The 24201-nt window shown below is 61.3% G+C and carries 24 protein-coding genes and 2 tRNA genes; 16 read left to right on the top strand and 10 right to left on the bottom strand.

Annotated elements, in window-relative coordinates; all coding sequences use genetic code 11:
• Nucleotides 1-897 (bottom strand): NAD kinase, encoded by an 897-nt coding sequence (locus tag QE399_RS00865; protein ID WP_309825435.1) that lies wholly within the window; start codon nucleotides 895-897, stop codon nucleotides 1-3.
• Nucleotides 898-925: 28 nt separating this feature from the next.
• Between QE399_RS00865 and hrcA the strand changes: the two genes are divergently transcribed.
• Both hrcA and QE399_RS00855 read left to right on the top strand, forming a co-directional pair.
• Nucleotides 926-1930 carry a heat-inducible transcriptional repressor HrcA gene (gene hrcA, locus QE399_RS00860; protein WP_309825434.1) on the top strand — a complete coding sequence of 335 codons (1005 nt, stop codon included), beginning with the start codon at nucleotides 926-928 and terminating at the stop codon, nucleotides 1928-1930.
• 48 nt (nucleotides 1931-1978) lie between these two features.
• Nucleotides 1979-2055, top strand: a tRNA-Ile gene (locus tag QE399_RS00855).
• A 194-nt stretch (nucleotides 2056-2249) separates the two neighbouring features.
• Here the strand turns inward: QE399_RS00855 and QE399_RS00850 are convergent.
• Entirely contained in the window at nucleotides 2250-2534 is a 285-nt protein-coding gene (locus tag QE399_RS00850; protein WP_309825433.1) for a DUF4142 domain-containing protein, read from the bottom strand.
• Between the two features lie 89 nt (nucleotides 2535-2623).
• Here QE399_RS00850 and QE399_RS00845 point away from each other — a divergent pair, with 89 nt between their 5' ends.
• On the top strand, nucleotides 2624-2995 hold the full coding sequence (locus QE399_RS00845; protein ID WP_309825432.1) for a response regulator: 372 nt from the start codon (nucleotides 2624-2626) through the stop codon (nucleotides 2993-2995).
• Nucleotides 2996-3270: 275 nt separating this feature from the next.
• Complete coding sequence (locus tag QE399_RS00840) at nucleotides 3271-3900, top strand: nucleotidyltransferase family protein (RefSeq protein ID WP_309825431.1); 630 nt, start codon at nucleotides 3271-3273, stop codon at nucleotides 3898-3900.
• A 381-nt stretch (nucleotides 3901-4281) separates the two neighbouring features.
• On the opposite strand, the gene QE399_RS00835 is transcribed toward QE399_RS00840, so the two are convergent.
• Entirely contained in the window at nucleotides 4282-5502 is a 1221-nt protein-coding gene (locus QE399_RS00835; RefSeq protein ID WP_309825430.1) for an MFS transporter, read from the bottom strand.
• Between the two features lie 405 nt (nucleotides 5503-5907).
• Between QE399_RS00835 and modA the strand changes: the two genes are divergently transcribed.
• The 3 genes from modA to QE399_RS00820 are packed head-to-tail and all read left to right on the top strand — an operon-like array spanning nucleotide 5908 to nucleotide 8060.
• Nucleotides 5908-6672, top strand: coding sequence for a molybdate ABC transporter substrate-binding protein (modA, locus tag QE399_RS00830; RefSeq protein WP_309825429.1), 765 nt, complete (start codon nucleotides 5908-5910; stop codon nucleotides 6670-6672).
• Between the two features lie 16 nt (nucleotides 6673-6688).
• On the top strand, nucleotides 6689-7342 hold the full coding sequence (gene modB, locus QE399_RS00825; protein ID WP_309825428.1) for a molybdate ABC transporter permease subunit: 654 nt from the start codon (nucleotides 6689-6691) through the stop codon (nucleotides 7340-7342).
• A 1-nt stretch (nucleotide 7343) separates the two neighbouring features.
• A complete protein-coding gene (locus QE399_RS00820) occupies nucleotides 7344-8060 on the top strand; it encodes a sulfate/molybdate ABC transporter ATP-binding protein (RefSeq protein WP_309825427.1) in 717 nt (238 codons plus the stop codon).
• 304 nt (nucleotides 8061-8364) lie between these two features.
• Here QE399_RS00820 and QE399_RS00815 read toward each other — a convergent pair whose 3' ends face one another.
• Both QE399_RS00815 and QE399_RS00810 read right to left on the bottom strand, forming a co-directional pair.
• The gene (locus tag QE399_RS00815) at nucleotides 8365-9036 is read right to left on the bottom strand and encodes an H-NS histone family protein (protein ID WP_309825426.1); all 672 of its coding nucleotides are present in this window, start codon (nucleotides 9034-9036) and stop codon (nucleotides 8365-8367) included.
• 622 nt (nucleotides 9037-9658) lie between these two features.
• On the bottom strand, nucleotides 9659-10327 hold the full coding sequence (locus tag QE399_RS00810) for a DUF6279 family lipoprotein (protein ID WP_309825425.1): 669 nt from the start codon (nucleotides 10325-10327) through the stop codon (nucleotides 9659-9661).
• A gap of 612 nt (nucleotides 10328-10939) precedes the next feature.
• Between QE399_RS00810 and QE399_RS00805 the strand changes: the two genes are divergently transcribed.
• The 6 genes from QE399_RS00805 (at nucleotide 10940) to QE399_RS00780 (ending at nucleotide 17362) form a co-directional block, all read left to right on the top strand.
• Nucleotides 10940-11464 carry an RNA polymerase sigma factor gene (locus QE399_RS00805; protein ID WP_309825423.1) on the top strand — a complete coding sequence of 175 codons (525 nt, stop codon included), beginning with the start codon at nucleotides 10940-10942 and terminating at the stop codon, nucleotides 11462-11464.
• Nucleotides 11465-11552: 88 nt separating this feature from the next.
• Nucleotides 11553-12656 carry a FecR family protein gene (locus QE399_RS00800; RefSeq protein WP_309825421.1) on the top strand — a complete coding sequence of 368 codons (1104 nt, stop codon included), beginning with the start codon at nucleotides 11553-11555 and terminating at the stop codon, nucleotides 12654-12656.
• Between the two features lie 108 nt (nucleotides 12657-12764).
• Nucleotides 12765-15116: a TonB-dependent siderophore receptor gene (locus tag QE399_RS00795; protein WP_309825419.1), complete on the top strand. Its 2352-nt coding sequence runs from the start codon at nucleotides 12765-12767 to the stop codon at nucleotides 15114-15116.
• 378 nt (nucleotides 15117-15494) lie between these two features.
• A complete protein-coding gene (locus tag QE399_RS00790; RefSeq protein ID WP_309825418.1) occupies nucleotides 15495-16229 on the top strand; it encodes a DUF899 domain-containing protein in 735 nt (244 codons plus the stop codon).
• A gap of 35 nt (nucleotides 16230-16264) precedes the next feature.
• Nucleotides 16265-16633 carry a DUF1428 domain-containing protein gene (locus QE399_RS00785; protein ID WP_309825417.1) on the top strand — a complete coding sequence of 123 codons (369 nt, stop codon included), beginning with the start codon at nucleotides 16265-16267 and terminating at the stop codon, nucleotides 16631-16633.
• Between the two features lie 450 nt (nucleotides 16634-17083).
• Nucleotides 17084-17362, top strand: coding sequence for a hypothetical protein (locus QE399_RS00780; protein ID WP_309825415.1), 279 nt, complete (start codon nucleotides 17084-17086; stop codon nucleotides 17360-17362).
• A gap of 157 nt (nucleotides 17363-17519) precedes the next feature.
• Here the strand turns inward: QE399_RS00780 and QE399_RS00775 are convergent, their stop codons facing one another.
• A complete protein-coding gene (locus QE399_RS00775) occupies nucleotides 17520-17681 on the bottom strand; it encodes a hypothetical protein (protein WP_309825413.1) in 162 nt (53 codons plus the stop codon).
• Nucleotides 17682-17926: 245 nt separating this feature from the next.
• Here QE399_RS00775 and QE399_RS00770 point away from each other — a divergent pair, with 245 nt between their 5' ends.
• The 3 genes from QE399_RS00770 (at nucleotide 17927) to greB (ending at nucleotide 19672) form a co-directional block, all read left to right on the top strand.
• Nucleotides 17927-18109, top strand: coding sequence for a CsbD family protein (locus QE399_RS00770; RefSeq protein WP_309825411.1), 183 nt, complete (start codon nucleotides 17927-17929; stop codon nucleotides 18107-18109).
• Between the two features lie 346 nt (nucleotides 18110-18455).
• Nucleotides 18456-18532, top strand: a tRNA-Arg gene (locus tag QE399_RS00765).
• 570 nt (nucleotides 18533-19102) lie between these two features.
• Nucleotides 19103-19672, top strand: coding sequence for a transcription elongation factor GreB (gene greB / locus QE399_RS00760; protein WP_309825409.1), 570 nt, complete (start codon nucleotides 19103-19105; stop codon nucleotides 19670-19672).
• Nucleotides 19673-19736: 64 nt separating this feature from the next.
• Here the strand turns inward: greB and QE399_RS00755 are convergent, their stop codons facing one another.
• The 4 genes from QE399_RS00755 to QE399_RS00740 form a co-directional block, all read right to left on the bottom strand.
• Entirely contained in the window at nucleotides 19737-22007 is a 2271-nt protein-coding gene (locus tag QE399_RS00755; RefSeq protein ID WP_309825408.1) for a RelA/SpoT family protein, read from the bottom strand.
• Between the two features lie 98 nt (nucleotides 22008-22105).
• Entirely contained in the window at nucleotides 22106-22309 is a 204-nt protein-coding gene (rpoZ, locus tag QE399_RS00750; protein WP_187736160.1) for a DNA-directed RNA polymerase subunit omega, read from the bottom strand.
• A gap of 20 nt (nucleotides 22310-22329) precedes the next feature.
• Nucleotides 22330-22950, bottom strand: coding sequence for a guanylate kinase (gmk, locus tag QE399_RS00745; RefSeq protein WP_309825405.1), 621 nt, complete (start codon nucleotides 22948-22950; stop codon nucleotides 22330-22332).
• Between the two features lie 135 nt (nucleotides 22951-23085).
• Complete coding sequence (locus tag QE399_RS00740; protein WP_309825404.1) at nucleotides 23086-23988, bottom strand: alpha/beta hydrolase; 903 nt, start codon at nucleotides 23986-23988, stop codon at nucleotides 23086-23088.
• Nucleotides 23989-24201 lie beyond the last annotated feature (213 nt).

Below are 24201 nucleotides of genomic sequence, written 5' to 3'. Positions count from 1 at the left end.
TCAGGAGCCCCCTTCGTTCCAGCGCAGCTTCTTGCGCAGGGTGGCGAAGTAGTTCCAGCCCCGCGGATGCAGGAAGTGCACGCAGTGCTCCGAGCGCTGCACCAGGATGCGGTCGCCATGCTGCAGCGAGGCGAGCGACTGCATGTCGAAATTCGCGCTGATGTCGCGCCCGCCCACCACCTCCACCGCAACCTCGGTGGCGTCGGACAGCACGATGGGCCGGTTGGACAGGGTGTGCGGCGCGATCGGCACCAGCACCCAGCCGGGAATGGAAGGGTGCAGCATGGGGCCGCCGGCAGACAGCGAGTAGGCCGTGGAACCCGTGGGAGACGCGATGATGAGGCCGTCCGCGCGCTGGTTGGACACGAACTGCCCGCCGACCTCCACGCGCAGCTCCACCATGCCCGAGGTCGAACCCCGGTTTACCACCACGTCGTTCAGGGCCAGCGCTTCGAAGACGCACTCTGCGCCCCGCATCACGCGGGCGCGCATCAGGGGGCGCACGTCTTCTTCGTAATCACCGTCGAGCATCGGCGTGAGCACGGCCTCATAACCTTCCAGCGGAATGTCGGTGATGAAACCCAGGCGCCCCTGGTTGATGCCGATCAGCGGGGTGCGGTAGCTGGCCAGTTGCCGGCCGATGCCGAGCATGGTGCCATCCCCTCCGACGACCAGGCCCAAGTCGCACTGCGTGCCTATGCCTTCGACGTCCAGCACCTCATAGCCTGTCACTCCGGTATTCGCTGCGGTCTCTGCTTCCAATGTGACCGCGCAGCCCCGGCCGGCAAGAAAGCGGGCAATGTCCTCGATCGTCTGCCTTGAACTGCCGGAAGCCGCGCCAGACGTCGACGTCTGGTACTTGCCGATGAGCGCAACGCGCCGGAATTTAGGGTTCATTCAGAAATTACATCATTAAAATGAGTCAATGCTTGATGACCGTTCCAAGTTGTTGTTGAAAGCGCTCGTGGAGCGCTACATCGCGGACGGTCAGCCCGTGGGTTCGCGAACGCTGTCGCAGGCATCGGGGCTGGATCTCTCGCCCGCCACCATCCGCAACGTGATGGCAGACCTGGAAGGCCTGGGGCTGATTGCAAGCCCCCACACCTCGGCGGGGCGTATTCCCACCGCTAAGGGCTACCGGCTGTTCGTCGACACCATGCTCACCGTGCAGCGCGAGCAACTGATGGCGCCGCAGTTGGTGCCTGAACAGCCGCAGAAGGTCATTGCCAATGCTGCGCATTTGCTTTCCAACCTGTCGCAGTTCGTCGGGGTGGTCGTGGCGCCGCGCCGGGCTTCGATGTTTCGCCACATCGAGTTCCTGAGGCTTTCGGAGCGGCGCTTTCTGGTCATCATCGTCTCGCCTGAAGGCGACGTGCAAAACCGGGTGATCTTCACCGAACTGGACTATTCCCAGTCCCAACTGGTGGAAACCGCCAATTTCCTCAATGCGCACTACTCGGGCCTGACCATGGAACAGGTGCGCGAGCGTCTCAAGTCCGAGGTGGACAAGCTGCGCGGCGAGATCGCCACGCTGATGCAGGCAGCGGTGAATGCCGGAACGGAAGCCATGTCGCAGTCGCAGGATGAGGTGGTGTTCTCCGGCGAGCGCAACCTGCTGGCGGTCAGTGACTTCTCCAGTGACATGGGCAACCTGCGCAGGGCCTTCGACCTCTTCGAGCAAAAGACCCAAATCCTGCGACTGCTTGACGTAGCGAGCCAGGCCGAGGGCGTGCGCATCTTCATCGGTGGCGAAAGCCAGGTGGTTCCGTTTGAGGAACTGTCGGTGGTGAGCGCGCCTTACGAAGTGGATGGCCAGATCGTCGGAACCCTCGGCGTCATCGGTCCCACACGCATGCCTTATGACCGGATGATCCAGATCGTAGACATCACGTCCAAGCTGGTCAGCAATGCGCTGAGCCACCGCAGGTAAGCACTTACAATAGGCCGGCTGCCCCTGCCGCTGAAGGCGTTGGCGCATGGGGCGTTAGCTCAGTTGGTTAGAGCAGAGGACTCATAATCCTTTGGTCGCGGGTTCAAGTCCCTCACGCCCTACCACTTATTCAATGGTGACAACGATTTGGCGGATTTCCGTGCTGTTGCCGGAAGCTGCTGAAAGTTGCCGTTCAGTTTGCCGACAGTGTGTGCCTTGTCGTGGCGCTTTTGCCCGCTGCAACGGCAGTCTGCTCAGTACGTTCCAAACTACTGGACAGTCAGCAATCTTCCGGATCGATCCCGCTTAATCACGGGTGCTATTTGCGGCCCTTCTTCAAACCATCGGCATGCTCGCGATGCGCTTGCAAGGTAGGCAGGGTCTTGGTCGCAAAAGCCTTCAGATCGGCATCGTCAGCGTCCTTGCTGGCCTTCTCGAAAAGCGAGATGTCGGTCTTGTGGGCGTCGACTCCTACTTCGTCGATGAAAGTCTTGTCGAAGTCCCTGGCGCCCGACATCTTGTCGAGCTTGGACTGCTTGTCCGACGGCAACGCTGCGGGCAAGGCCGCACTCTTGTTGGCAGCACGGCGGAAGCGTGCAAGCACGTAGCGAAGGCAGTGGGAGAGGGGGTGGGTTCGTTGTGCAGCTTCCGGCCTGCCAGGCCGCACAAGCGCCTGCACCTCCTCGCAGGATTTTGGTTGTCGACGATAACAAGGATGTGGCCCGTTCGCTGGTCACTTTGTTGACGATGGAGGGCCATGAAGCGCGCGCCGCATACAGCGGTGCCGAGGCCGTGGAAGTTGCCCAAGAGATTCGCCCGGAAGTGGTCTTTATGGACATCGGCATGCCCAGCATGAACGGTCACCAAGCCTGCCGTCGCATACGCGAATTCGACTGGGGCAACGGAATCTCTCTAATTGCACTCACTGGTTGGGGGCAAGACGACGACCGCCTGCGGTCAGAGCAGGCCGGTTTCTATGCCCATCTGGTTAAGCCCTTGGAGTTCGACGACCTCGAGCGCGTTCTCAAGCACCTGCCCAGCCGTTCTCGGGACGGGAGCCCTTAGCTCGTACTGGGGGAAATGTTGCTTAGCGCGACACTAGCGTTGCTTGCTTTTGCGCTGAGACACTTCGAAGGTCAACGCGACTGCTGACACGGGATATGGAAAGCACGCGGACGGCAAACCCTGGGGCTACGCCCGGGAGGCCCTCACCAGGAAACCCGGTGCGTGAAGTTTTCCACGGAGCGACAACAAGTGGCCTTTTCCCAGCCGCCGTCAGTGGTGTACGGGTTGCGGTAAAAAAGTCGACTTAGGATGGGTATTCAAGGAGATGCTGTTGCATGGACGATCGACCAGAAGGGCAAGCAAGGTTTGCAGCCAGCATTCTTGCGGCTGGACATGGAAGCCGTATGGGCCATGTGCCGAAGGCGGCGTTTCGCGTTCAAGGACAAGCCATTCTTGAGCGCCAAGTTGCATCTTTGAGAGGTGCTGGCGTCGGCGAGATCTCGGTGGTTATCGGTCCCTACCGGGCGCAGCTAGAGCCATTGGTTGCCCACTGCAAAGCCCGATTAGTGCTCAATGAAACAGGATCCACTGATGTGGTCACCTCCCAGATGGCGGCGATCCAAGATCACTATCAAGTCCACGCAGGCCATGACATGTTGGTGCTGCTCGGAGACCTCCCCTCCCTGATGTCATCGCATATCCAGCGACTGACCAGTGCTTGGCTAGCTCTCGCCAGAGACGTTCATGCGGCCGTTCCGACGCATGTCGGCGTGCGGGGCCATCCAATCTTGCTGTCGTGGGAGGCCGTGAAAGCCATAGCAGAGTCTGATCGTCCCGATGAGGGTATTCGCGGATGGTTATTAAAGAATCGGAACCGGGTGCAGTTCCTCGAGATGCGCGATCCTGCCTACGTGCAGGATGTGGATACCGAAGAGGATCTCTTATCAGTCGGCGGAATTCCCTGAAAAGCAGCGTAATGCGGCAGTGGCTCATTGCCTTGGGTACGAAAAACTCCGAAGACCGCCACCACATTGAGAATGCAGCACAGCGCCATGAATCCGCCTAGCACGCTAATGTTGCGCAGCGGGCCCCTTTTTGAGCGCAAGATAAAAAATGCGTCAAGCCGATATGCCCCGACGGCTCATGCCCGTCGGACCTGAGTTCGCGCAACACGCCAGTGATGATTGCAATCGCCATTCTTGTTCTTCGCAGGAAGGCTTGGTATTCCAAGTTCGTCGAGGCCGCCCATAGAAGCGTATTCTCAGCTTCTAGCTCGGGAACCAGTATTGGAGGGGGTGTTCATTCCCGTAGCGGCCTATTGCCTCCCACACTAACGCTGCGCCCCCTCACGGTAACAAAGGCGAACGCGGCAGCCATCTGAAGGCCGTTGACGCAGCCGCCAGCATGCTGGCGATGCCCAGCATGACAGCTTGGAAGGGGTCATGGCCCTGAGCCTGCGCCCAGCCCGCCAACAGTCCAGTGAGCCACTGCATCAACGCGACTCCAATGAACATGGCCATGGTGAAAAGCGACAGCGCCCGGCCCGTCATCTCGGCAGGGTAGGAGGACCGCACATCGGCGTACTGCAGCACGCCGAAGCCTGACAGCGCTCCCATCGCGAAGATTAGAACGACCGCCGCTGCGGCGTGGTGCAGGAACGCCATCAGCAGGAACAGACCACCCATGAGTAGCGAGAAGGATGCGAGCCACCGGCGGCGGCGTACGGGTCCCGGGTCCATTCGGCCAAAGAGCGCCGGACAGAACAAGGCAATCAACGACAGCACCAGCGCCACGTTGCCGCTCTCGATCAGCGAAAGCCCGAACCGTCCCATCAGCAGCGGCCCCAGCCAGAGACCCCGCAGCGACAGAAACGCGGCATAGCAGCACATCCCCAGAACCAAGATGCCCCAGGTGTGCGGCATTCGGAAAAGGTCTCCGAAACGGCTCGCTGCCTGCTTCCAGGATTCTCTGGGACGGTCTGCGCCCTCGGCCGAACCCGGCTCATGCACGCGCAGATAGATCAGCAACCACGACAGCAGGGACAGCACCGCCAAGACACCGAAACCCATGCGCCAGCCCCCGTGCTGCACCAGCCAGGCCAATGGCGTTCCCGTGAAGATCAGTCCCAAGCCACCGATCCCGACTCCAACACCCGAAAAGAATGCAAAGCGTTGCGCTGGAAAGTGCCGGGAAATGAAGACCGTGCAGGCCAGGAACGCCGGCGAACAGCCCACGCCGATCATCATTTGCCCCAGCATCAACCAGCCATAGCTCGGCGCGCCTGCAGACAGCGTCGACCCCACCACTGCAAAAGGAAACGCCGTCAGCACGATGCGGCGCAGTCCGTACAGATCCATGCCGATGCCCATCAGCAACTGCGTGACGCCGAACGACAGGCCGAACAGCCCAGCGAAGGCGCCCAATGAGTCGGGCGAGATGCCGAAATCGGCCTGAAGGCCCGTGGCGATGATGGTCGCGACCGTGCGAAAGGCCTGACTCAGCGCGAAGCCTGACAGCAAACACAGAAACATGACCCACAGGGCGCGCGAGGGCTGCGCAGCGTCCATGGAGGGGGCGGGCGGGGCGGAATCAGACACGGTTTGGAAATGGACGGCCAGGCACAGCGGGACAGCGGTTACGAGAGGCTGCATTCCAATGGAAGCAGATCGAGACCCCGTTTTCAATCGGGTGGCGATTTTGACCGATCAGACCAACGTTCGTAGACCTTTGCGCTTGCGGCATCGAATGCATCAACGGTGTGAAGCTTGCGACTGCCTGCCTCGCAGCCTGTCAGCTGATGCCAGCCGCACCAGGGTCAAAGCCGAGGGCATTCGAGTCATGGGAAGCCCGGCTTGGAGCGATCGCGGTCGGTTGCTGTCTCGATCCACAGTCGATATCCGTCGACCATGCGGAAGCCCCACTTGCTATGATCGCGCTATTACCTTTTGGAATAGCGATTGCGAGGGCAGGAAATGAACACCTCTTCACGTTGGTTGGGAAAAGCAGTATTTCTCGCCGCGATGTCCCTGGGGCCAGTGGCAGTGCATGCACAGGAGTTGGTGGTATCGGCCGCAGCCAGCCTGACCAATGCATTTCAGTCTATCGGCCAAGCGTTCGAAAAGTCGAAGCCGGGTACCAAGGTGACTTTCAATTTCGCTGCCTCTGGTCCACTTCTGGCCCAGATTCAGCAGGGCGCACCCGTTGATGTGTTCGCATCCGCCGATCAGGAAACGATGGATCGTGCAGCCAAGGCCAACCTGCTTGCTGAAGGCAGCCGTGCAGATTTTGCTCGCAACACACTGGTGCTGATTGTTCCAGCTACTGCAGCCAAGGTGCCTCAGAAGCTGGCAGACCTTGGAGGCGAGAACTACAAGCGCGTCTCCACCGGAACTCCCAGTACCGTTCCTGTCGGCCGCTACACCATGGCCTCCGTGCAGGAGGCCGGCCTGACGGCAGCGCTTGAGCCGAAGTGGATCTATGGCGAGAGCGTGCGCCAAGTGCTGAACTATGTGGCCCGTGCAGAAGTCGACGCAGGTTTCGTCTACCGCACCGATGCCTTGATCGAGAAGGACAAGACGCGCATCGCGCTTACCGTTCCAACCTCAACCCCTGTGAGCTACCCCATCGCACAGATTGCTGCCAGCAAGAACGCAGCGCTGGGCAAGGCGTTCATCGCGTTCGTGCGCAGCGATGCCGGCCAGAAGATCCTTGAAGGATTCGGTTTCTCCAAGCCTTGAACCCGGTGGTCCGTAGTTGCTCGCCCCTCTCTGGTTAACGCTCAAGATTGCCCTGCTTGCCACATTGATCGCAGGCGTGGTGGGCATCGCTCTGGGTTGGTGGATGTCTCAGCGGCGCTTTGCCGGCAAGGACGCCGTGGATGCGTTGCTGATGCTGCCGATGGTGTTGCCTCCCACTGTGTTGGGGTACTACCTCATCGTCGTCATTGGTCGCAATGGCGTGATTGGGAAGTACCTCGACAGCTGGTTTGGCATCAACCTGATGTTCACCTGGCAAGGTGCGGTGATTGCCGCGGCTCTGGTGTCACTCCCGTTGATCTACAAGGCGGCTCGGGCTGCCTTTGAAGACGTCGATGGACGCTTTTTGCACGCAGCCCGTACGCTGGGAGCGGGCGAGTTCGAGATCTTTTTGCGAGTCACGCTTCCACTCGCTGTCCGGGGCATTGCCGCGGGACTGATGCTGGCGTTCGCGCGAGCGATGGGCGAGTTCGGCGCTACGTTGATGATCGCTGGGAACCTGCCTGGCAAGACGCAAACGCTCTCCATAGCCATCTACGATGCCGTTCAAGCGGGCAACGACGCCCAGGCGCTCTGGCTCACCCTGGTGATCTCTGTCGTATGCGTCGTGATCTTGGTTGTCTCAAGCCGCATGCTCCAAGCTAAGCACTGATATGACGCCGGTAATGGATATCCATGTGCAGACGACCCTCGAGTCGACCGGTCGGAGCTTTGTGCTGGATGCACAGTTCATTTCCAACACCTTGCGCACCGCATTGATAGGCGCGTCAGGATCCGGCAAGTCCACCGTTCTGATGGCGATTGCCGGGCTCGCGCAGCATGCGCGAGGGCATGTGAGGGTGGCTGGAAGAACGCTTTTGGACACCGCACACGGCGTCAACCTGCCTGCGCGAGAGCGTCGAATCGGGTTGGTATTCCAAGACTATGCTCTGTTCCCGCACATGACTGTCGAGCAGAATCTTGCCTTCGGCTTGTGTCGGCATGGCAAGAGGCCAAACGAGGAGGAGCGCGAACGCATCGCGGCACTTACGAGACAGTTTGATCTCGAGACTCTACGCGGAGCGTGGCCGAGGCACCTCTCCGGTGGTCAGCGACAGCGGGTCGCCCTCGCGAGAGCGCTTGCGCCCGAGCCTAAGCTGCTCCTGCTCGACGAGCCCCTGTCGGCACTGGACACGCAACTGCGTACTCGTCTGCGTGGAGAGTTGGCTGAGATGTTGGATCGCGTACAGGTGCCGACTTTGCTCGTGACCCACGACCCCAGCGATGTAGAAGCACTGGCACAGTCAGTGATCTATCTCGAGAGCGGGCAAGTCAAGACATCATCCATCTTGCGTCCTACGCTCAGCAGTTGGGCCGAACTCGAGCCTTGACTGGAAGGCTTGCTTACACGGCATCGCTAGGCTGTTGAATTCCACTGAATACTGACCTAGGCGCGCGAGTTCCAGCAAGCTCCATCCGTGCGCAGAGAATCTCTCCACTTGGCTAGCGATTGAGGCACCAAAGTCGCGCAAACAGCGGCGCACTTTGCTGCAGCTTCCCGCAGCCTCAGCCTGAGCTGGAATGGTCTGTGGGGACAAATGACTCCGCCGGATCATGAATGCAAGTAAGGTTGAGAAGGTGCAGAAGCGAAAGTGCCCGCGAACTGCGGGCACTTAAATGGGGGTGATCAGAGTATCAGGCCACCGATTTGTCAGTGGGCGCTACCACGGAGGCAGGAGCCTGGGCCAGTGCCACCTGTTTCTTGATTTTGGGGCGTGAGACCTTGTTGGCCGGTGCCGCAGCCTTGCCGGCGGTTTTCTTGGGCGCAACGGAGGCGGGCTTCTTTGCTGCCGCAACGGCCTTCGTTGTCGAAGCTGGCTTAGTAGCCTTTTTTGCCGTTGCGGTGGTCACAGATCGTGCAACCTTCTTTGAAGGTGCAACAGCAGCAACAGCTTTCACGGCCGTTTTTGCAGCCTTCGGAGACTTCGTCGCGGGCTTTGGTTTCCCCGAGTCGAGCTTGGTCTGTGTTGCAGAGGCTGATTGCTTGTCGACGAGGAACTTCGTACGGTCCTTCGCGGATGCAATCCAGGCTGGGGCGCGACCAAAGCCAGACCAGGTCGCTCCCGTTTTCGGATCTGAATACTTGGCTTGTCCCGCTCCTTTTGGCACGCGCTTGGCTGGCGCTGATTTGGCACTCTTCGACGTTCTCTTTGCGCTTCCGCCGAATACCTCTTCGACTGTCAGGTCGAATGACTTGATGGCGTCTTTCACCTTTGCCAAAACTGCATCTTTCTCGGCGCGCATAGCAGCTTCGGCTTTCTTGGACAGTTGTTCGATCTGCTTCTTCAGCTGCGCATACGTTGGCATAGGAGGATCAATTCGTGAGGGAAACTGCGCGAGTCTAAACCGTAAACACCACTTCCTGACTTGTCGCTTGCACTGTTATGGAAAGGTGGGTACCGGGCCGGACCGCACCGCCGTGTTTCTTTTGCGTAAAAGGTTGGCTGCAACGGCGGGTACGGCTATTCCCCAGCTGCATGCTATGCAGATCCCAAGCAAGAAAAAAACCTCTTTATGACTATTGCCAAAAGCTCAAAACAGCAGAACTGCGCGCCTTTTCATTTCCACGCGGAATGACGGTGCCAGGCAAAGACCTACAGGCTGCTATACCTCGATGATGGGCATAAGTTTCATGGCGTGCAGCGACTCGTGAAACGCGATGCTGAAGTCGCGTGGTCTGTTCAAGCACCACTGGTTGTGGCCGCCAAAGTTCTGGCGTCTACTTCCCAGCCTCGGAGTTTGTCGCGCGCATGGCGGCGCTGCTCGGCTGTGGTGCCGTTGTGAAAATCGGCCAACCAGGCGCAATTGTTGTCCGTTACTTTGCGCTGATAAGCCGCATAAGCAGGACGTGAGGGGCGCAGCCAACTGTCCATTACGGCCTTGACCTCAGCTTGAGCTGCCGATGCTGGTAAGGCGGGGCCATCGCCGGTCAGCTTGCGCAGCGTTTGGAGCGTTTCAGCTGGCGGGCCAAGCGCTCCTGGTGCCACACTTCGGCGTCATAAGGCGAGGCGACTAGCGCTTTGGAAATGCGCTCCCGTTGCGTGTCGTTCAACCGCCCATAGAGCTTCTCGAGCCACTCGATGCTCCGGCTTTCCCGTTCTTCCCGACGGTCTTCGAGATCGGGTTGAAGGTGCTCCTTGCGAAATTCCTTGTTGCTTCGCTCAAAGCGCTTTTCGATATGGCGCAGTTGCTCCGGCTTCAACGTCATCACCAGTTCGGTCGCGGGCGCCACGGCTTGCGCCAGCGCAGCCTCGGCCCGCCCGCGTATCTCGTGTTCCCATCGGCAAAGCGCGGCGTCGGTCGTGTTGTCCATCACCTGCGCCTGCATGCGTGCCAGCATGGAGGCGTACTCCGGCAGCTGTGTGACGCGGTGCCAGCGGAACCAAGCGCCAATGGCGTCGCGGACGCGGGGCGCCTGTTCCTCGTCCAGGTCGGCGTAGTTGTCGATCCACATGGACACCCAGGTAGGCGCTTGGTTGTAGGCTAGCCGCACCACAGTGCAGCCGACGAGGGCGATGACCACCAAGCTGGCGCCGACTAACTGCGCCCGCTTTCGCCATGAGGCCACACGGGAGGATTCGCGCATGATTTTTTCCATGTGCTTGGGGACTTCACTTCATGACCAGGGTGATGCATCTGAGTTCCGGTGGTTTTGCAACCCGAGAGCAAACGTGATGACCAGTAGCGGGCCCGAACCACTAGAGGCGCGGCGGTCTCGCATCGACCCCGAGCACTACCTCACGACACAGCTTCAACCCATAGCTGATGCCATCTTGCAGCCGATGGGGGAGAGCTTTACATCGCTCACTTCGACGCAGCGCGGCCTGTTTTAGTCCTGAGAGGTCAGGTTGGTCATCTCAACCGAGCTCTTCTTTCGAGCATCCAGGGACGCGAGCGGGCGAAATTGAGCCCGGAACGCGGACTATTAGTCAAGTCAGATCTCGATTGTGTCGCAAGCCACGCGTAGGCGCCGACGTAGTGGCGTTAGTAAAAACAACAAGCCAACTGCTATCGCATAAACCGAGCGGCATCTCATGCTTTTTAAAGCTGGAGGCTTTGGCGTGTCCTGCTTCCGCCTACCCGCCGCCGCGGCAGATGGATTTGGGTGATAATGAGAATCTTTTCCATCTGTCGAGTGGCTTGGCCTGGTTATTTGGCATGGCTGCTTGGCAGGAGGATCCGTTGTCATTTGCAGGCCGTGGGCCGATACGTGGTTGCCCACTACTACCGAGAACTGCTGCATTTCCTCACCCGCTCCGTGAAGGACCGCGACACCGCGGCGGATCTGGCGCAGGAGAGTTTTGCTCGCATCTACGCTGCCGAGCAGGCGGGGCAGGCGATACGCGACCCGCGCGCGCTGCTGTACCGTACGGCGCGCAATCTCGTGACCGATCACCATCGTCGCAGTGCCGTTCGCGCCCAGGCGGGCGAGGTGGCCGACGGTGGTGAACTGGCCGAGGCGGACGAATGCGCCGCACCAGCGGCCTTTGAGCCCGACGTGGCGTTGTCTTCGGTCCAGGGCCTGGGCGCAATGCTGTCCACGATCAATGCCCTGCCACCGCGTTGCCGCGAGGCCTTCATCCTCTACAAGTTCGACGGTTTGTCGTATGCCGAGGTGGCTGAACGCATGGGCATCTCGGTGCGCACCGTAGAGATGCAGTTGCAGATTGCGATGAAGGCCTGCTGGCAGTGCCTGGATGCGACGCACGGCCGCACGGAGCAGCCCGGGCGATGACGAGCGGCAACAACTGTTTACCATCGCTCGATACCGTGTTGGCGCCGTCCCGTCCGTCTACCTCTTCGATACTTTCTTGTTTTCTGCAATGAATCCGCTGCAGCGCCTGCCGCCCGATGACGACGCCTCGCTTCTGCGCGAGGAGGTGCTCGGCTGGTTCATCCGTCGCGACCGCGATGACTGGAATGCAGCGGACGAGTCTGCCTTCCAGGCGTGGCTTCAGGAGGACGAAAGCCATCGCAGCGGCTACGCGCGGTGGCAGGCGCATTGGCACGCGATGGATGCGATGCCTGCTGATGCTGTGTCGCTGTTGCGTGCCCGGTTGGCGCGCGACAAGGCCGTGCAGGCCACCTATGCGTCCGCCGGCGTGTCCCCTGCAGTGGCTGCCCGCCCGGTGGAGGACGAGAAGATGAGTCCTTCCCGCCGTCGGGTGTTGCTGCCTGCCTTGGCCGTGGCCGGCACGGCGGTCATTACGGGCGGAGCAGGACTTCAGGCGTGGCGGCAATGGCAGGTTCAGCCTGTTTTCACCCAGGCCTTCAGTACATTGCGCGGGCAGCAGTCCGAAGTGCCGTTGCCTGATGGCACCCGGCTTCGCCTAGGCACCGCTACGCGGCTTGAAGTCACCTACTACCGCCAGCGGCGCGAGGTGCGCCTGCTCGACGGGCAGGCGGTGTTCAGCGTGAAGGCCGACTCGTTCCGTCCCTTTGTTGTAATGGCGGCCAGCACGCGGATTACTGTGGTCGGTACCCGTTTTGCGGTGCGCCATACGCCGCACATGGCAGCCGATGCGGGCGTGCACGTGCTGGTAGAGGAGGGGCGTGTGCGCGTGACGACGGCTTCTCAGGCCTCCGGTCTGGGTGGCAAAGTGCTGGAACTGAATGCCGGCCAGCAGGTGTCCAGCGATGCCCACGGGACGCTTACCGCCATCGCGCCCTTGCCGGGCGATGGCATTGCGCCCTGGCGTGAGCACCGAGTGAGCTTCGTTGATACGCCGCTGGGCCACGCCCTGGCTGAATTGGAGCGCTACGGGAGCACAGGCTTGGTGCTGCGCGACCCGACAGTAGCGGCCCTGCGCCTGTCGGGCACCTTCGATCCGCGCGATGCGCGCACCCTGCGCAGCGTGTTGCCCAGTGCCTTGCCGGTGCGCCTGCACGAGCAGGATGGGGCCACCGAGGTTCTGCCAGCCCGCTAGGCTCGGCTGCAAAAAATTTCTGGGTCTTTACCGTAATCGGCTTTTCTCGCGCGTCTACCGGAACAGGACGCATTCCTGTTCCGACCATGACCCGAGGATTTTTCTGAAATGAACCGCCCGACCGTTCGGCCCGTACCGCTTGCGCTGGCCCTTGTCTTTGCTTTCGGCTGCGCCGCCGCAGGTGCCCAGAATGCCGCCACGCCCACCGCACCCCTGCAAATCCGCATTGCCGCGCAGCCCCTAGCCGAAGCCCTTAACGACTGGGCGCGCCAGACGCGTGTGCAGCTTGTCGTGCAGCAGAGCCTGGTCGCTGGCAAGTCTGCGCCGGCTGTGGCGGGCTTGCTTGCACCCCAGCAGGCGCTGGATCGGCTCTTGGTTGGCAGCGGCTTGGTCGCGGTGTCCGAAGGCGCGGCCGTGGTAATCCGGCCCACACCAACCCATGGCAGTGGTGCAGCGCTGCCGGCCGTGACGGTGACCGCCGACGCATCGCCCCAGGCTCCTACGGGTCCGGTTGCGGGATTGGTGGCACGTCGGAGCCTGGTCGCTACCAAAACTGACACGCCGATCCTGGAGGTGGCGCAGTCCATCTCGGTGGTGACGCGCGACCAGATGGACGCGCAGGGCGTGCAGACGGTGGAGCAGTCGCTGCGCTATACCTCCGGTGTGCTGACTGAAGTGACCGGCTATGACTTGCGCTATGCAAGCCTGAACATCCGCGGCTTCGACGCCACGCTCTACCGTGACGGCCTGCGCGTGTTCAAGACCGGCACCTATGGCGACTGGCTGACCGAACCGCAGGGTGTGGAGCGGGTTGAGGTGCTGAAGGGCCCGTCGGCGCTGCTGTACGGCCAGGGCGGGCCGGGCGGGGTGGTGAATCAGGTCTCCAAGCGGCCCACGGCCGAGCCGCTCAATGAGGTCAACGCTTCGGCAGGAAGTCACGGCCGCTATCAGACGGGCTTCGACATCGGGCGCCCGCTCAATGAAGACGGATCTCTGCTGTTTCGCATCAACGGCATGGGGCGCGACGCCAAGACCCAGACCGAGCACTCGAGAGATGATCGCCTCTACATTGCTCCCGCGCTGACCTGGAAACCTTCGGCCCGCACCAGTTTCACGGTGCTGGCAGACCTCACGCGGGACCGCATGACACCCAAGAGTTGGTGGCCGAACCAGTCTCTGCTGGGCAGCTATGTGGGGGGGCGCATTCCGGTGGATGCGTTTGCCGGCGAGCCTGGCTTTGACCGCTACAACCGAGACATGGCGTCAATAGGCTATCTTCTGGAACATGCTCTTAGTGACTCCCTTACCGTGCGTCAGAACCTGCGTTATGCGGAGTACGACCTCGATTACCAGCATGTGTATGCCACGGCAGTTCGACCTGATCAGCGCAGCGTCACACGTGACTCGCTGATCTCGCGTAGCAAGAGTCATGTGACTACCGTTGATACCAACCTTCAGAAGGACTTGAGTACAGGCGAGGTCCGGCACAAGCTGTTAGTGAGTCTCGACTACCAGGACTTCTCGGGCAAGGAGGACATCGGCTTCGGCCGGGCGCCGGCGCTCGATTTCGTGAACCCCGTCTACGGTGCCGCTTTCACTGCACCGGTGACTGCGCACAACACTGCCAAGGTGAAGCAGGTCGGCCTGTATGCCCAAGACCAAATGCGTTGGGGGCCCTGGATTGTGAACGCCGGCCTGCGCCACGACCGAGCAGAGACCGAGCGCGGCACGGCGACAGCCACGGCTTCATCAAGTGATTCCAAGACAACCGGCAGTGCAGGCGTGCTGTACATGCTGGACAGCGGGCTGACCCCGTATGCAAGCTATTCCACCTCCTTTGTGCCGGTGGTCGGTGCCAACTACCGCAGCACGCCTCAACCGGAGAGCAGTGAGCAGATCGAGGTAGGGCTCAAGTACCAGCCGGCGGGCACGGAGCAACTGTATACCGCATCGCTGTTCGACCTGCGTCGCCAGAACGTGACAACGCTGGACCCCGCGGCTGCGGCGTTGCGCGTTCAAACCGGAGAGGTGAGGTCTCGCGGACTGGAACTGGAAGCCAAGGCTCGCATCACCGTGGGACTGGACCTGCTAGCCAGTTACACCTACCTGGATGCCAAGGTGACTCGTAGCAACGATGCCCAGGAATTGGGCAAACGTCCGTTCCAGACGGCTCGCAATACTGCCAAGCTATGGCTGGGGTATGCGCTTCCGGGTGAGGCGCTGGGCGGGTGGAGCCTGGGCTTAGGCCTGCGGCGTGTGGGGCCCACAGTGGCCGACACCTACAACCGCTATTGGAATGAGGGCTACACCTTGGTGGACGCGGCTGTGCACTACGCTCAGGGACCCGTTCGCTTCTCACTAAACGTCGCCAACTTGGGCGACAAGGTCACTACGGCCAACCGTGCGCAGTTTTATGGACAGGGCCGGAGCGTAATGGCGACGGTGGGATACCGCTGGTAGTTGTTTGCCGTAGCAAAGGGCAGAAGGAATAGGCGCCAGTCCAATGCGCCATGTCCTTCTGCCGTGGCGTCAGAAGCTATCGAGTGTTACTGCGCCGTGCCGTGGCAGGTTTATTCTGGCCCCACGAGCATGCCGTCAGCTCAAGGCGACCGCAGATCCTGCTGCTGACCGCCAATTCGCGAAGCCGGGGACCTGGCCGAAACTCGCTGCGGCCTTGCGCAGTCACTGCCGACCGGAGGCTGATCTCACCAGCGCCTCCCGTCAAACGCTTTACCTTTATAGCCTCGGTTAGGCGTGTTTTCACTTCCCGTGAATCGCGACGCTGAGTACATTCGGTCCAGGGCGCCGCTTGATGGCGACCACTGCTGAGGAGGCCCCATGCAGACCCCGACATCACACCCTGGCGCCGCGCGCCTGGCGTTGCTGGCCCGCGAGAAGGAACTCATGCGGCTGTCCGACGAGATCGCACGCGAGCGCCGCGCGCTCCCCCGGCAGCGCATGGACAAGCCCTACCGCTTCGAGGGCCGTGACGGCGTCCGCACCCTGGAAGAGCTGTTCGGCAACCACAGCCAGTTGCTGGTGCAGCATTTCATGTTTGGCGAAGGCTGGGAACAAGGCTGCCCCAGTTGCTCCTACATGGCCGACCATGTCGACGGCATGCTGCCGCACCTGGCGGCGCGCGACGTGGCGTTCTGCGCCATCTCGCACGCTCCGCTGGAAGCGATTGAGCGTTTCCGCCAGCGCATGGGATGGCGCTTCGACTGGTTGTCTTCGCATGGCAGCGACTTCAATGCCGACTTCGGCGTGAGCTTCACGGCCGAGCAACTGGCCGCTGGCCCGGTGCACTACAACTACCGCGATCAGCCGTTCGAGAGCGAGGAGGCGCCCGGTATCAGCGTGTTCCAGCGCGATGCGGACGGGCAGATCTTTCACACCTATTCGACGTACGGCCGCGGCGTGGAGGCCATGATGGGCACCTACCAGCTGCTGGACCTCACGCCCCGCGGCCGCGATGAGCAAGGCCTGTCGCGCACCATGGAATGGGTGCGCCATCACGACCGTTACGCCCCCGAGCCGCAACCCACGGCGGCGTGTTGCCATGCGCGCCGCTAAGAGTCGTTCCGACGTTCCATCCCCAGGAGAATGCCATGTCATACATCGACGGTTTCGTGATCGCGGTTCCCACTGTCAACAAGCAGAAATTCATTGAGCATGCGCGACAGCTCGACCCGATCTTCATCGAGCTGGGGGCCATCCGGGTGATCGAGGGCTGGGGCGACGATGTCCCCGACGGCAAGGTCACCGATTTCCGACGAGCAGTGCAGGCGACGGCAGAGGAAACGGTGGCGTTTTCCTGGGTCGAATGGCCCGACAAGGCCACGCGCGACGCCGCCATGAAAAAGATGATGGAAGACCCGCGCATGGACCCGTCTGCGCCGGGCAACCCGCCCATGCCCTTCGACGGCAAACGCATGATCTTTGGAGGCTTCGAACAAGTTGTCGAAGTCAAGGCATGACGGGCGCGTTGTCCCCCGCGCTTAGGCCCCCCTTCTCAGATCCACCTGCTGGCACGTACGAGTAAAGACCGCTCCGTTGGCCCATGGCTTGCGGTTGCGCGGTTTTCAGCCGCTATCGGGTGGGTCATGCGAAGAGCCAAAAAGAAAGCCTGCCGAATGGCAGGCTCAGTTGGGCGAGCCTAGAGGCCCGGTCACAGCCCAAGTCCGCGAGATCGTTGCCCTGGCGGTAAATTCCATCAAGCAAGTGACGTGCCCAAAGAAACTCCGGCACTTCGGTTCGTCATGGTCAGATCAATATGGGTTGCTCAGGCCGAGACTATCGCCCCTACGCTTAGCCCTGGACGGTCTAGCGCGCGAGGGGTCTAGCTAAGGCAACTTGCACGGACCTTTCTTCCCTCTATGCAACGGTTTGATACCGTCAGGCGAAATATTTGGCGATAGATTCCTGGAATGTCTCTTCTGATCAAGGTTCCTCCGCATCTTCGCTTCGATCACCTTCGGATCGCGCTGACTTCTGACGGCGTACAGTTTGACGCCACGGTCATTGAGGCGCTTTGCGATGCGAACCGGTTGGAGGCGGCAGCCGTCATGTCCGATACACACAAGTTGGTGGGACTCATCGTTGCTTGGTACACGCAGGATCGCGCAGAAGGTGGCTTGAGACGGTTGGAGGTGGAGCGTCTGGTGTGCGGCACTGGCGCGACCGTTGATCAGTTCAACGTCTGCTAGCGGCGGAAACGGGCAGTCAACGGTTCCCTGGTTTATCTTGATCGTTCGACGGCTCAAGAGGCACGCCTGCGGCCTCATGGGCTAACGCTGCGCCAGGTTAGTTCTGTCATTGAACCTTCGAGTTCATCGGCAAGTGCGCCTTAGGAACTCCGAGCGCTCACGTTTCGATCGGAATATCGGTCTCGCCAGTTGGATCCTGTGTGGCAGGGCTGGATTGATCCTGTTCATCGCTTTTGGGCGGCAGTGGCTCCTTGGCATGAGCTATGTGCTGGGCGCCGTATTCGTGCGGTGAGGCCGCCGGCTGAGTGGAGTTGGTCATGGAAAATTGCTCCGTGGGTGTCTTGCGATTTTTTGAAAACTGACTTTCACGTTGTCAGTGGGTGGTGTCCGTGGGACCCTTGACCCTCATCACGTAGGAAGATTGGCTTGACGTACTCGGGTGTAGGCTCCCCCTTACGCTTTCGGGCGGTATTTCCTCGCCGCTATTTAAAGCCAGTGGCGAGAGGATTCAGGCTCTGCACAGCAAATGTCTTGCATGTGCATCAACCACCGAAAGGATTGAATATGAACACCGATCAAGTGAAGGGCGCCGTGAAGGAAGCTGCAGGCAAGGTCCAGCAAAAGACCGGCGAAGTGTTCAATAGCCCGGAGCAGCAAGCAAAGGGCATTGCCAAGCAGGTAGAAGGCAATGTGCAAAAGAACTACGGCGACGCCAAGGAAGACGTCAAGGACGCCACCCGTCGCTGACTTAGAGCGATAGATAACATCGTTACCGACAGGGCAGTGCGAAGGCACTGCCCTTTTGTTTCTCACGAAAGGTGCGTGGGGCTATCTATCAGCTGATCGAGGCACGGTTTGATGAACGTGACCGGCAGGCGTTTGTGTTCAACGTCCTCGACATTTGTGACTTGCTGAGTTGGGGCGCTGTGAGCTCCGTAAAGATCACTCCCCACAAAAAGTCTGCGGGCCGTCTGACAGCAGCAGAAACCGCTGTACAATTCACTCATCGGCTCCTCACTGACGATCTGCAAGAAAGTCAAAGTAGTCGATTTTTGAAGTAGTGGTAGAAATACATGCTATAATTCAAAGCTTAGCGGCTGTAGCTCAGCTGGATAGAGTACTTGGCTACGAACCAAGGGGTCGTGGGTTCGATTCCTGCCAGCCGCACCAAACGGTAAGCCCTAGAACAGAAATGTTCTAGGGCTTTTTCGTTTGTGCAAGTGAACGGGATATTGGCTGTCATGCCATCGAGGTAGGGGGCGGTAGGGTGGGGGTACCGCATTCGAAAGGCACTTCTCATGACCCTCGAGCTCTCCTCCATTCCGGTCCCGCATCCTGTCGAGCCGGTACCTGTTCCACCACTGGATACACCGCCTCAACCTGGGTGGACTCCTGTGCCTCCGGTCGAAGATCCTCGGCCGGACCAAGTCGATCCTCCTGTGCAGGACCCGCCGCCACACCATTGAAGAACGCCCTCTATGTCACCCCGGTGCAATCGCGAGCTATGTGGCGGACGGAGGCCGGGAGGCGGCACAAAAAAGAACGCCCGCAGTTGCGGGCGTAAAAAGGTCGGGCAGGCCGCTTTGGCCTGGTCACAGCCCGAGCCCCCTATTGGTTGTGTTGGATAGCTGGTGCTTGAATGGGTGTGATTCTGCGCACTGCACTTACTTTGCGCTGACACCGGACCCACCCGCGCGAGAATTCACCCGGTGCAATCAGTTATGAGGTGATGAGACAACCATGAGCAAGGCGTTCACCAAGGAGACCGATACCGACCCGGACGATGACGAGTCGGCAGCTCTTCCGGTCATTCCAGCGGGTAATAAAAACTACATCACGCCCCAGGGCTATCAGCGGCTGCGTTCAGAGCTGCTGGAGTTGATCGACGTCGAGCGTCCCAAGGTGGTGGAAGTCGTTCATTGGGCGGCCAGCAATGGAGACCGGTCGGAGAACGGGGACTACCTGTACGGCAAGAAGCGTTTGCGCGAGATCGACCGCCGCATCCGCTTCCTGACCAAACGGCTGGAGATTGCCGAGGTGGTCGATCCGTCGCTGCATGCGGGAAGCGAGCAGATTTTCTTCGGCGCAACCGTGACGTACGTGGATGACGAGGGTGTTGAGCGCACCATCACCATCAAGGGAATCGATGAGGCGGACAATCGGGAAGGACAGGTGAGTTGGATCTCTCCGGTGGCCCGCGCGCTGCTGAAAGCCAAGGAAGGGGATGAGGTGCCGTTGCACACGCCTGGCGGAATGCGCATGTTGGAGGTCGTGGCGGTCACCTACCCGGAGCCTGGTAGCGCAGCCTGACGCTATTTGTCGCAAACGGTCTTGGGTCGGCCAGTGGGGCCTGGGGCGCGCACCGACCTTCGCGTCAGCTCTTGGGCAGCGTTCTGAATGCGCGCAGAACCGCCTGTGTCCGCCGTAGGTTGCGCAGGGCTGCCTCCAGGTGGGCCTGGTCGCGCACCGCCACGACGAAGCGCAGATCGGTGGTGTCCATCGCGGCCTCGTCGTCCATGTCGACGTGGACGATGTCGGCTTCGGAGTTGGCCAGTTCCGCTGCAATGCGGGCAAGCACCCCTTTCCCATTGGACACGGTGACCACGATGCCGGTCTCGAACAGCCGCGTCGGCTCGTCGGACCAATCCACGGCGATGAAGCGCTCGCTGTCCTTGTGCTGGAGCTTCTTCGCGACCGCGCATTCGCTGTGGTGGACCACCAGACCCTCGCCTCGGCCGAGATAGCCCACGATCGGATCGCCCGGCACAGGCCGGCAGCAGGGCGCAAACTGTACCGATGCGTTTTCGCTACCGTCCAGCGTGACACCGCCCTGGGAAAGGTTCTCGTGCGAGCTGTAGCGCTCACGGGTCAGCAGCAGTGCATTGGGACGATGTCCGTGCTCGGACATCAGCACCACGATGCGCTTCGCGACAATGCCTGCGATGCGTTTGCCCAGGCCGATGTCGGTCATGAGCTCCGCGCGGCTACGGTTGCCGGTAAAGCGCAGCAGTTTCTCCCACAGTGCGTGGTCGGTTTGTTCGTCGGGCAGTTGTTCTATGCCCTCGGCCCGCAGTGCCTGGGTCAACAGCTTTTCGCCGAGCCCGGCCGATTCGGTCTGGGCAAGTGTCTTCAGGTAGTGCCGGATCTTGGAGCGAGCCCGGCCGGTACGCACGAAGCCCAGCCAGGCGGGGTTGGGCGTGGATACCGGGGCGGTGATGACCTCCACGACATCGCCGTTCTTGAGTTCCGTGCGCAAGGGCACTTGCTCGTTGTTGATCTTGGCCGCGATGGTGTGGTCGCCCACGTTGCTGTGGATGGCATAGGCAAAATCCACCACCGTCGCGCCCCGGGGCAGGGCCATGATCTGGCTCTTGGGGGTGAAGACGTAGACCGCGTCCGGGAACAGATCCACCTTGACGTGGTCCCAGAACTCGGCGGCATCGCGGGTCTCGTTCTGGATGTCCAGCAGTGACTGCAGCCACTTGGTTCCCAGGCGCTCCGCCGCCTTGCCATCGGAATCCTGCGCCTTGTAGAGCCAGTGCGCTGCCACCCCGGCCTCGGCGACGACGTGCATCTCCTCGGTGCGCATCTGGAACTCGATGTTCACGTTGGACGGCCCGACCAACGTGGTGTGCAGGGACTGATAGCCGTTGAGCTTGGCAATGGCGATGTGGTCCTTGAACTTGCCAGGCACCGGCTTGTACATCTGGTGCAGCACGCCCAGGGCGGTGTAGCAGTCGGTGACGTTGGGGACGATCACACGGAAGCCATAGATGTCGGTGACCTGGGCGAAACTCAGGTGCTTGAGCTCCATCTTCTGGTAGATGGCGTACAGCGTCTTTTCTCGGCCCGCCAGGCGCACTTTCATACCGATGCGGGTAAAGGCCGCATCCACGTCGTGCTGGACCTTCTGCACGATGTCCCGGCGGCGGTTGCGCGCCTTGTTCACCGCCTTGGACAGCGTAGCGTAACGCCAGGGATGCAGATGGCGGAACGACAGGTCCTGCAGTTCTCGATATGTCTGGTTCAGGCCGAGGCGGTGGGCGATCGGAGCGTAGATCTCGAGCGTTTCCGAGGAGATGCGGCCCCATTTGCTGCGCGGCATGTCGGAGAGCGTGCGCATGTTGTGCGTACGGTCCGCCAGTTTCACCAGGATGACCCGCACGTCGCGGGCCATGGCCAGCAGCATCTTGCGAAACGATTCGGCCTGGTTCTCTTCCCGCGTGTCGAACTGCAGCTTGTCGAGCTTGGTCAGGCCATCCACCAACTCAGCCACCGGAGCGCCAAAACGGTCAATCAGATCCGACTTGGTGACGCCACAGTCTTCCATCGCATCGTGCAGCAGCGCGGCCATCAGGGCCTGCGCGTCGAGCTTCCACGTGGCGCACTGCGCAGCCACGGCGATGGGATGGGTGATGTACGGCTCTCCGCTGTTGCGCAGCTGACCCAGGTGGGCTTCGTCGGCAAAGCGATAGGCCTGGCGCACCTGTTCGATGCTGGCGGCGTCGAGGTAATCCAGGTTGTCCATCAGCGCGGCGAAGCTGGCGGCTGCCGCGTTGGCAGCTGCAGCGGATGGACTGAGCGAGCCGGCGCCTTCACCGGGACGTGCTTCCGAAGCCTGGACCTTGTTCAACACCGCATTCATGCCTTTAATGTAGCGCGTTGATGGCGTATGGGTATTGGGAATAAAAAAAGCACCGCGATGCGGTGCTTTTCTGCCAGAAGAGGCTGTTTGCCGTCAAATCAGCCCGGAACCTTCTTCAGCATCTCCAGGCCGATCTTGCCGTCGGCGATCTCGCGCAGGGCGGTCACGGCGGGCTTGTTGCGGCTTTCGATCTTGGGGGCGTGGCCTTGGCTCAGCATGCGGGCGCGGTAGGTCGCAGCCAGCACCAGCTGGAAGCGGTTGGGGATTTGCTCGAGGCAGTCTTCGACGGTGATGCGGGCCATGGAATTTCTCCGAAGGGGAGTCAGGTGATATTGAGCGACTCGAAGGTCTCGGCCCGGGCGCGGCGCTGGGCGGCATACTTCAGGCGCTGAGCGTGAACAACGGTCTTCAAATCGAAAAGAGCGCGTTCAAACAACTCGTTGATTATAACGAAGTCGAATTTCTGGGCCTGGGCCATCTCCTGGGCGGCGTTCGCCAGGCGTATTTCGATGATGTCGGGTGCATCTTCGCCACGCCGTTCCAGCCGCGAGCGCAGTTCTTCCCAGCTGGGCGGCAGGATGAAGATCAGCACGGCGTTGGCAAACGCCTCCTTGATCTGGATGGCGCCCTGGAAGTCGATCTCCAGGATCACGTCCGCCCCTTCTGCCACGCGTTCCTCGATGGCCTTGCGCGACGTCCCGTAGCGCCGGCCGTGCACATGCGCCCACTCCACGAAGCCGTTGGAGGCCACCATGGCGTCGAACTCCTGGTCCGACGTGAAGAAGTACTCGCGGCCGTGTTTTTCCTGCCCGCGGGGAGGGCGGGTGGTATGGGAGACCGAAGGCTGCACGTGGGAGTCAAGCTCCAGCAAAGCCTTGACCAGGCTCGATTTGCCGGCGCCGCTGGGCGCTGCCACTACAAAGAGATTTCCGGGGTAGTCCATACGGGGTAAGCGCTAGCTGCTATCAACCCAGGATTATCACCGCATGTCCCCGGTGGGACGCGCAGCCGTTCTTCGGCCCATCCGATGGGTCCCGAGGGCGCCGGCTTCTTGCGCCCTCCACGTGGTTCTTGCCTTCTAGCTTCGTTGCCGGGCGGCGATGAACCGGCCGGCTTGTTCGAGCGACGCCATGGCCTCGTCGAGGAGAGGGGCGAACAGCTGCCAGCAGTGCACCATGCCGGGCCACACATGGCACTCGACGTCAACGCCTGCGGATGTGAGTCGGGCCGCCATGGTCTCCGCGTCGTCCCGCAGCCGTTCCTGGCTGCCGACCTGCAGCTGCACGGGCGGCAGGCCTTCCAGGGCGCTGTAGAACGGGGTCATGGCTTCGGACCGGGGATCGCCGCCTTGTGCGTAGCCCGCAACGACCAGGTCCATCAGTTCCTGGGTAATGAAGGGGTCGTCCACCGTACGGTGCGACTCTCCCTCCGCGGTGAAGTCCAGCCCTGGCGACAGGGCCACGACGGCGCAGGGGCGCGCCAGGCCGCGGTCCCGGACGCGGACGGCCGTCGCCAGCGCGAGGTTGCCGCCGGCAGAGTCTCCGGCCAGGGCGATCGCCGAGGCGGCATATCCGTTCGCGAGCGCCCACTGGTACGCGGCGAAGGCATCCTCGTGCGCGGTCGGCGCGGGGTGCTCGGGTGCCAGCCGGTATGCCACGTTCAGCACGCGCGCCCCGCTGAACTGGCCCAGATAGGAGCACAGTGTGCGGTGGGACTGCAGCGATCCGAAGAGGAAGCCGCCGGCGTGGAAGTAGATGATGAGCTTGGTGGGATCGCTGCCGGGGGTATCCAGCACCTCGGCGTCCAGTGTCGAGCCCTCCGCGCCGGGAATGCGCAGTGCGGTGATGCGCAAATCGTCGGCCGGCGGCATCTGGCTGTTGGTGGCATCGAACCAGGCGCGTAGCCGCGGCAGGTCTGCAAGGGGCGGAGGAGGGTTCTGGGCGGCGATCTGCAGGATGGATTGCAGCTGTTGTGCGGACATGGCGGGGTTTCTTCGCAGAGAAGGAAAGACCCAGTTGCCTCGTGCTGGCGGCGCCGGCAGCCAAACGTCCGTTGACTTCAGGGCCACGTGAACCAGCCCCGTACCGCGCCGCCCCTGCCGTCGGCTTCCTGGAGCGTCGTCAGCCGCATTCGCGCGGCGACGCCTCCGCACAGCAACTGCCGTACCCGCGCGTGCGACGGGGGCGCTGCCGCT

Source organism: Paracidovorax wautersii (genome assembly GCF_031453675.1).
Classification (GTDB): domain Bacteria; phylum Pseudomonadota; class Gammaproteobacteria; order Burkholderiales; family Burkholderiaceae_C; genus Paracidovorax.
The sequence above is the reverse complement of the archived record's forward strand: the minus strand, read 5'-3'. Positions and strand labels throughout refer to the sequence as shown.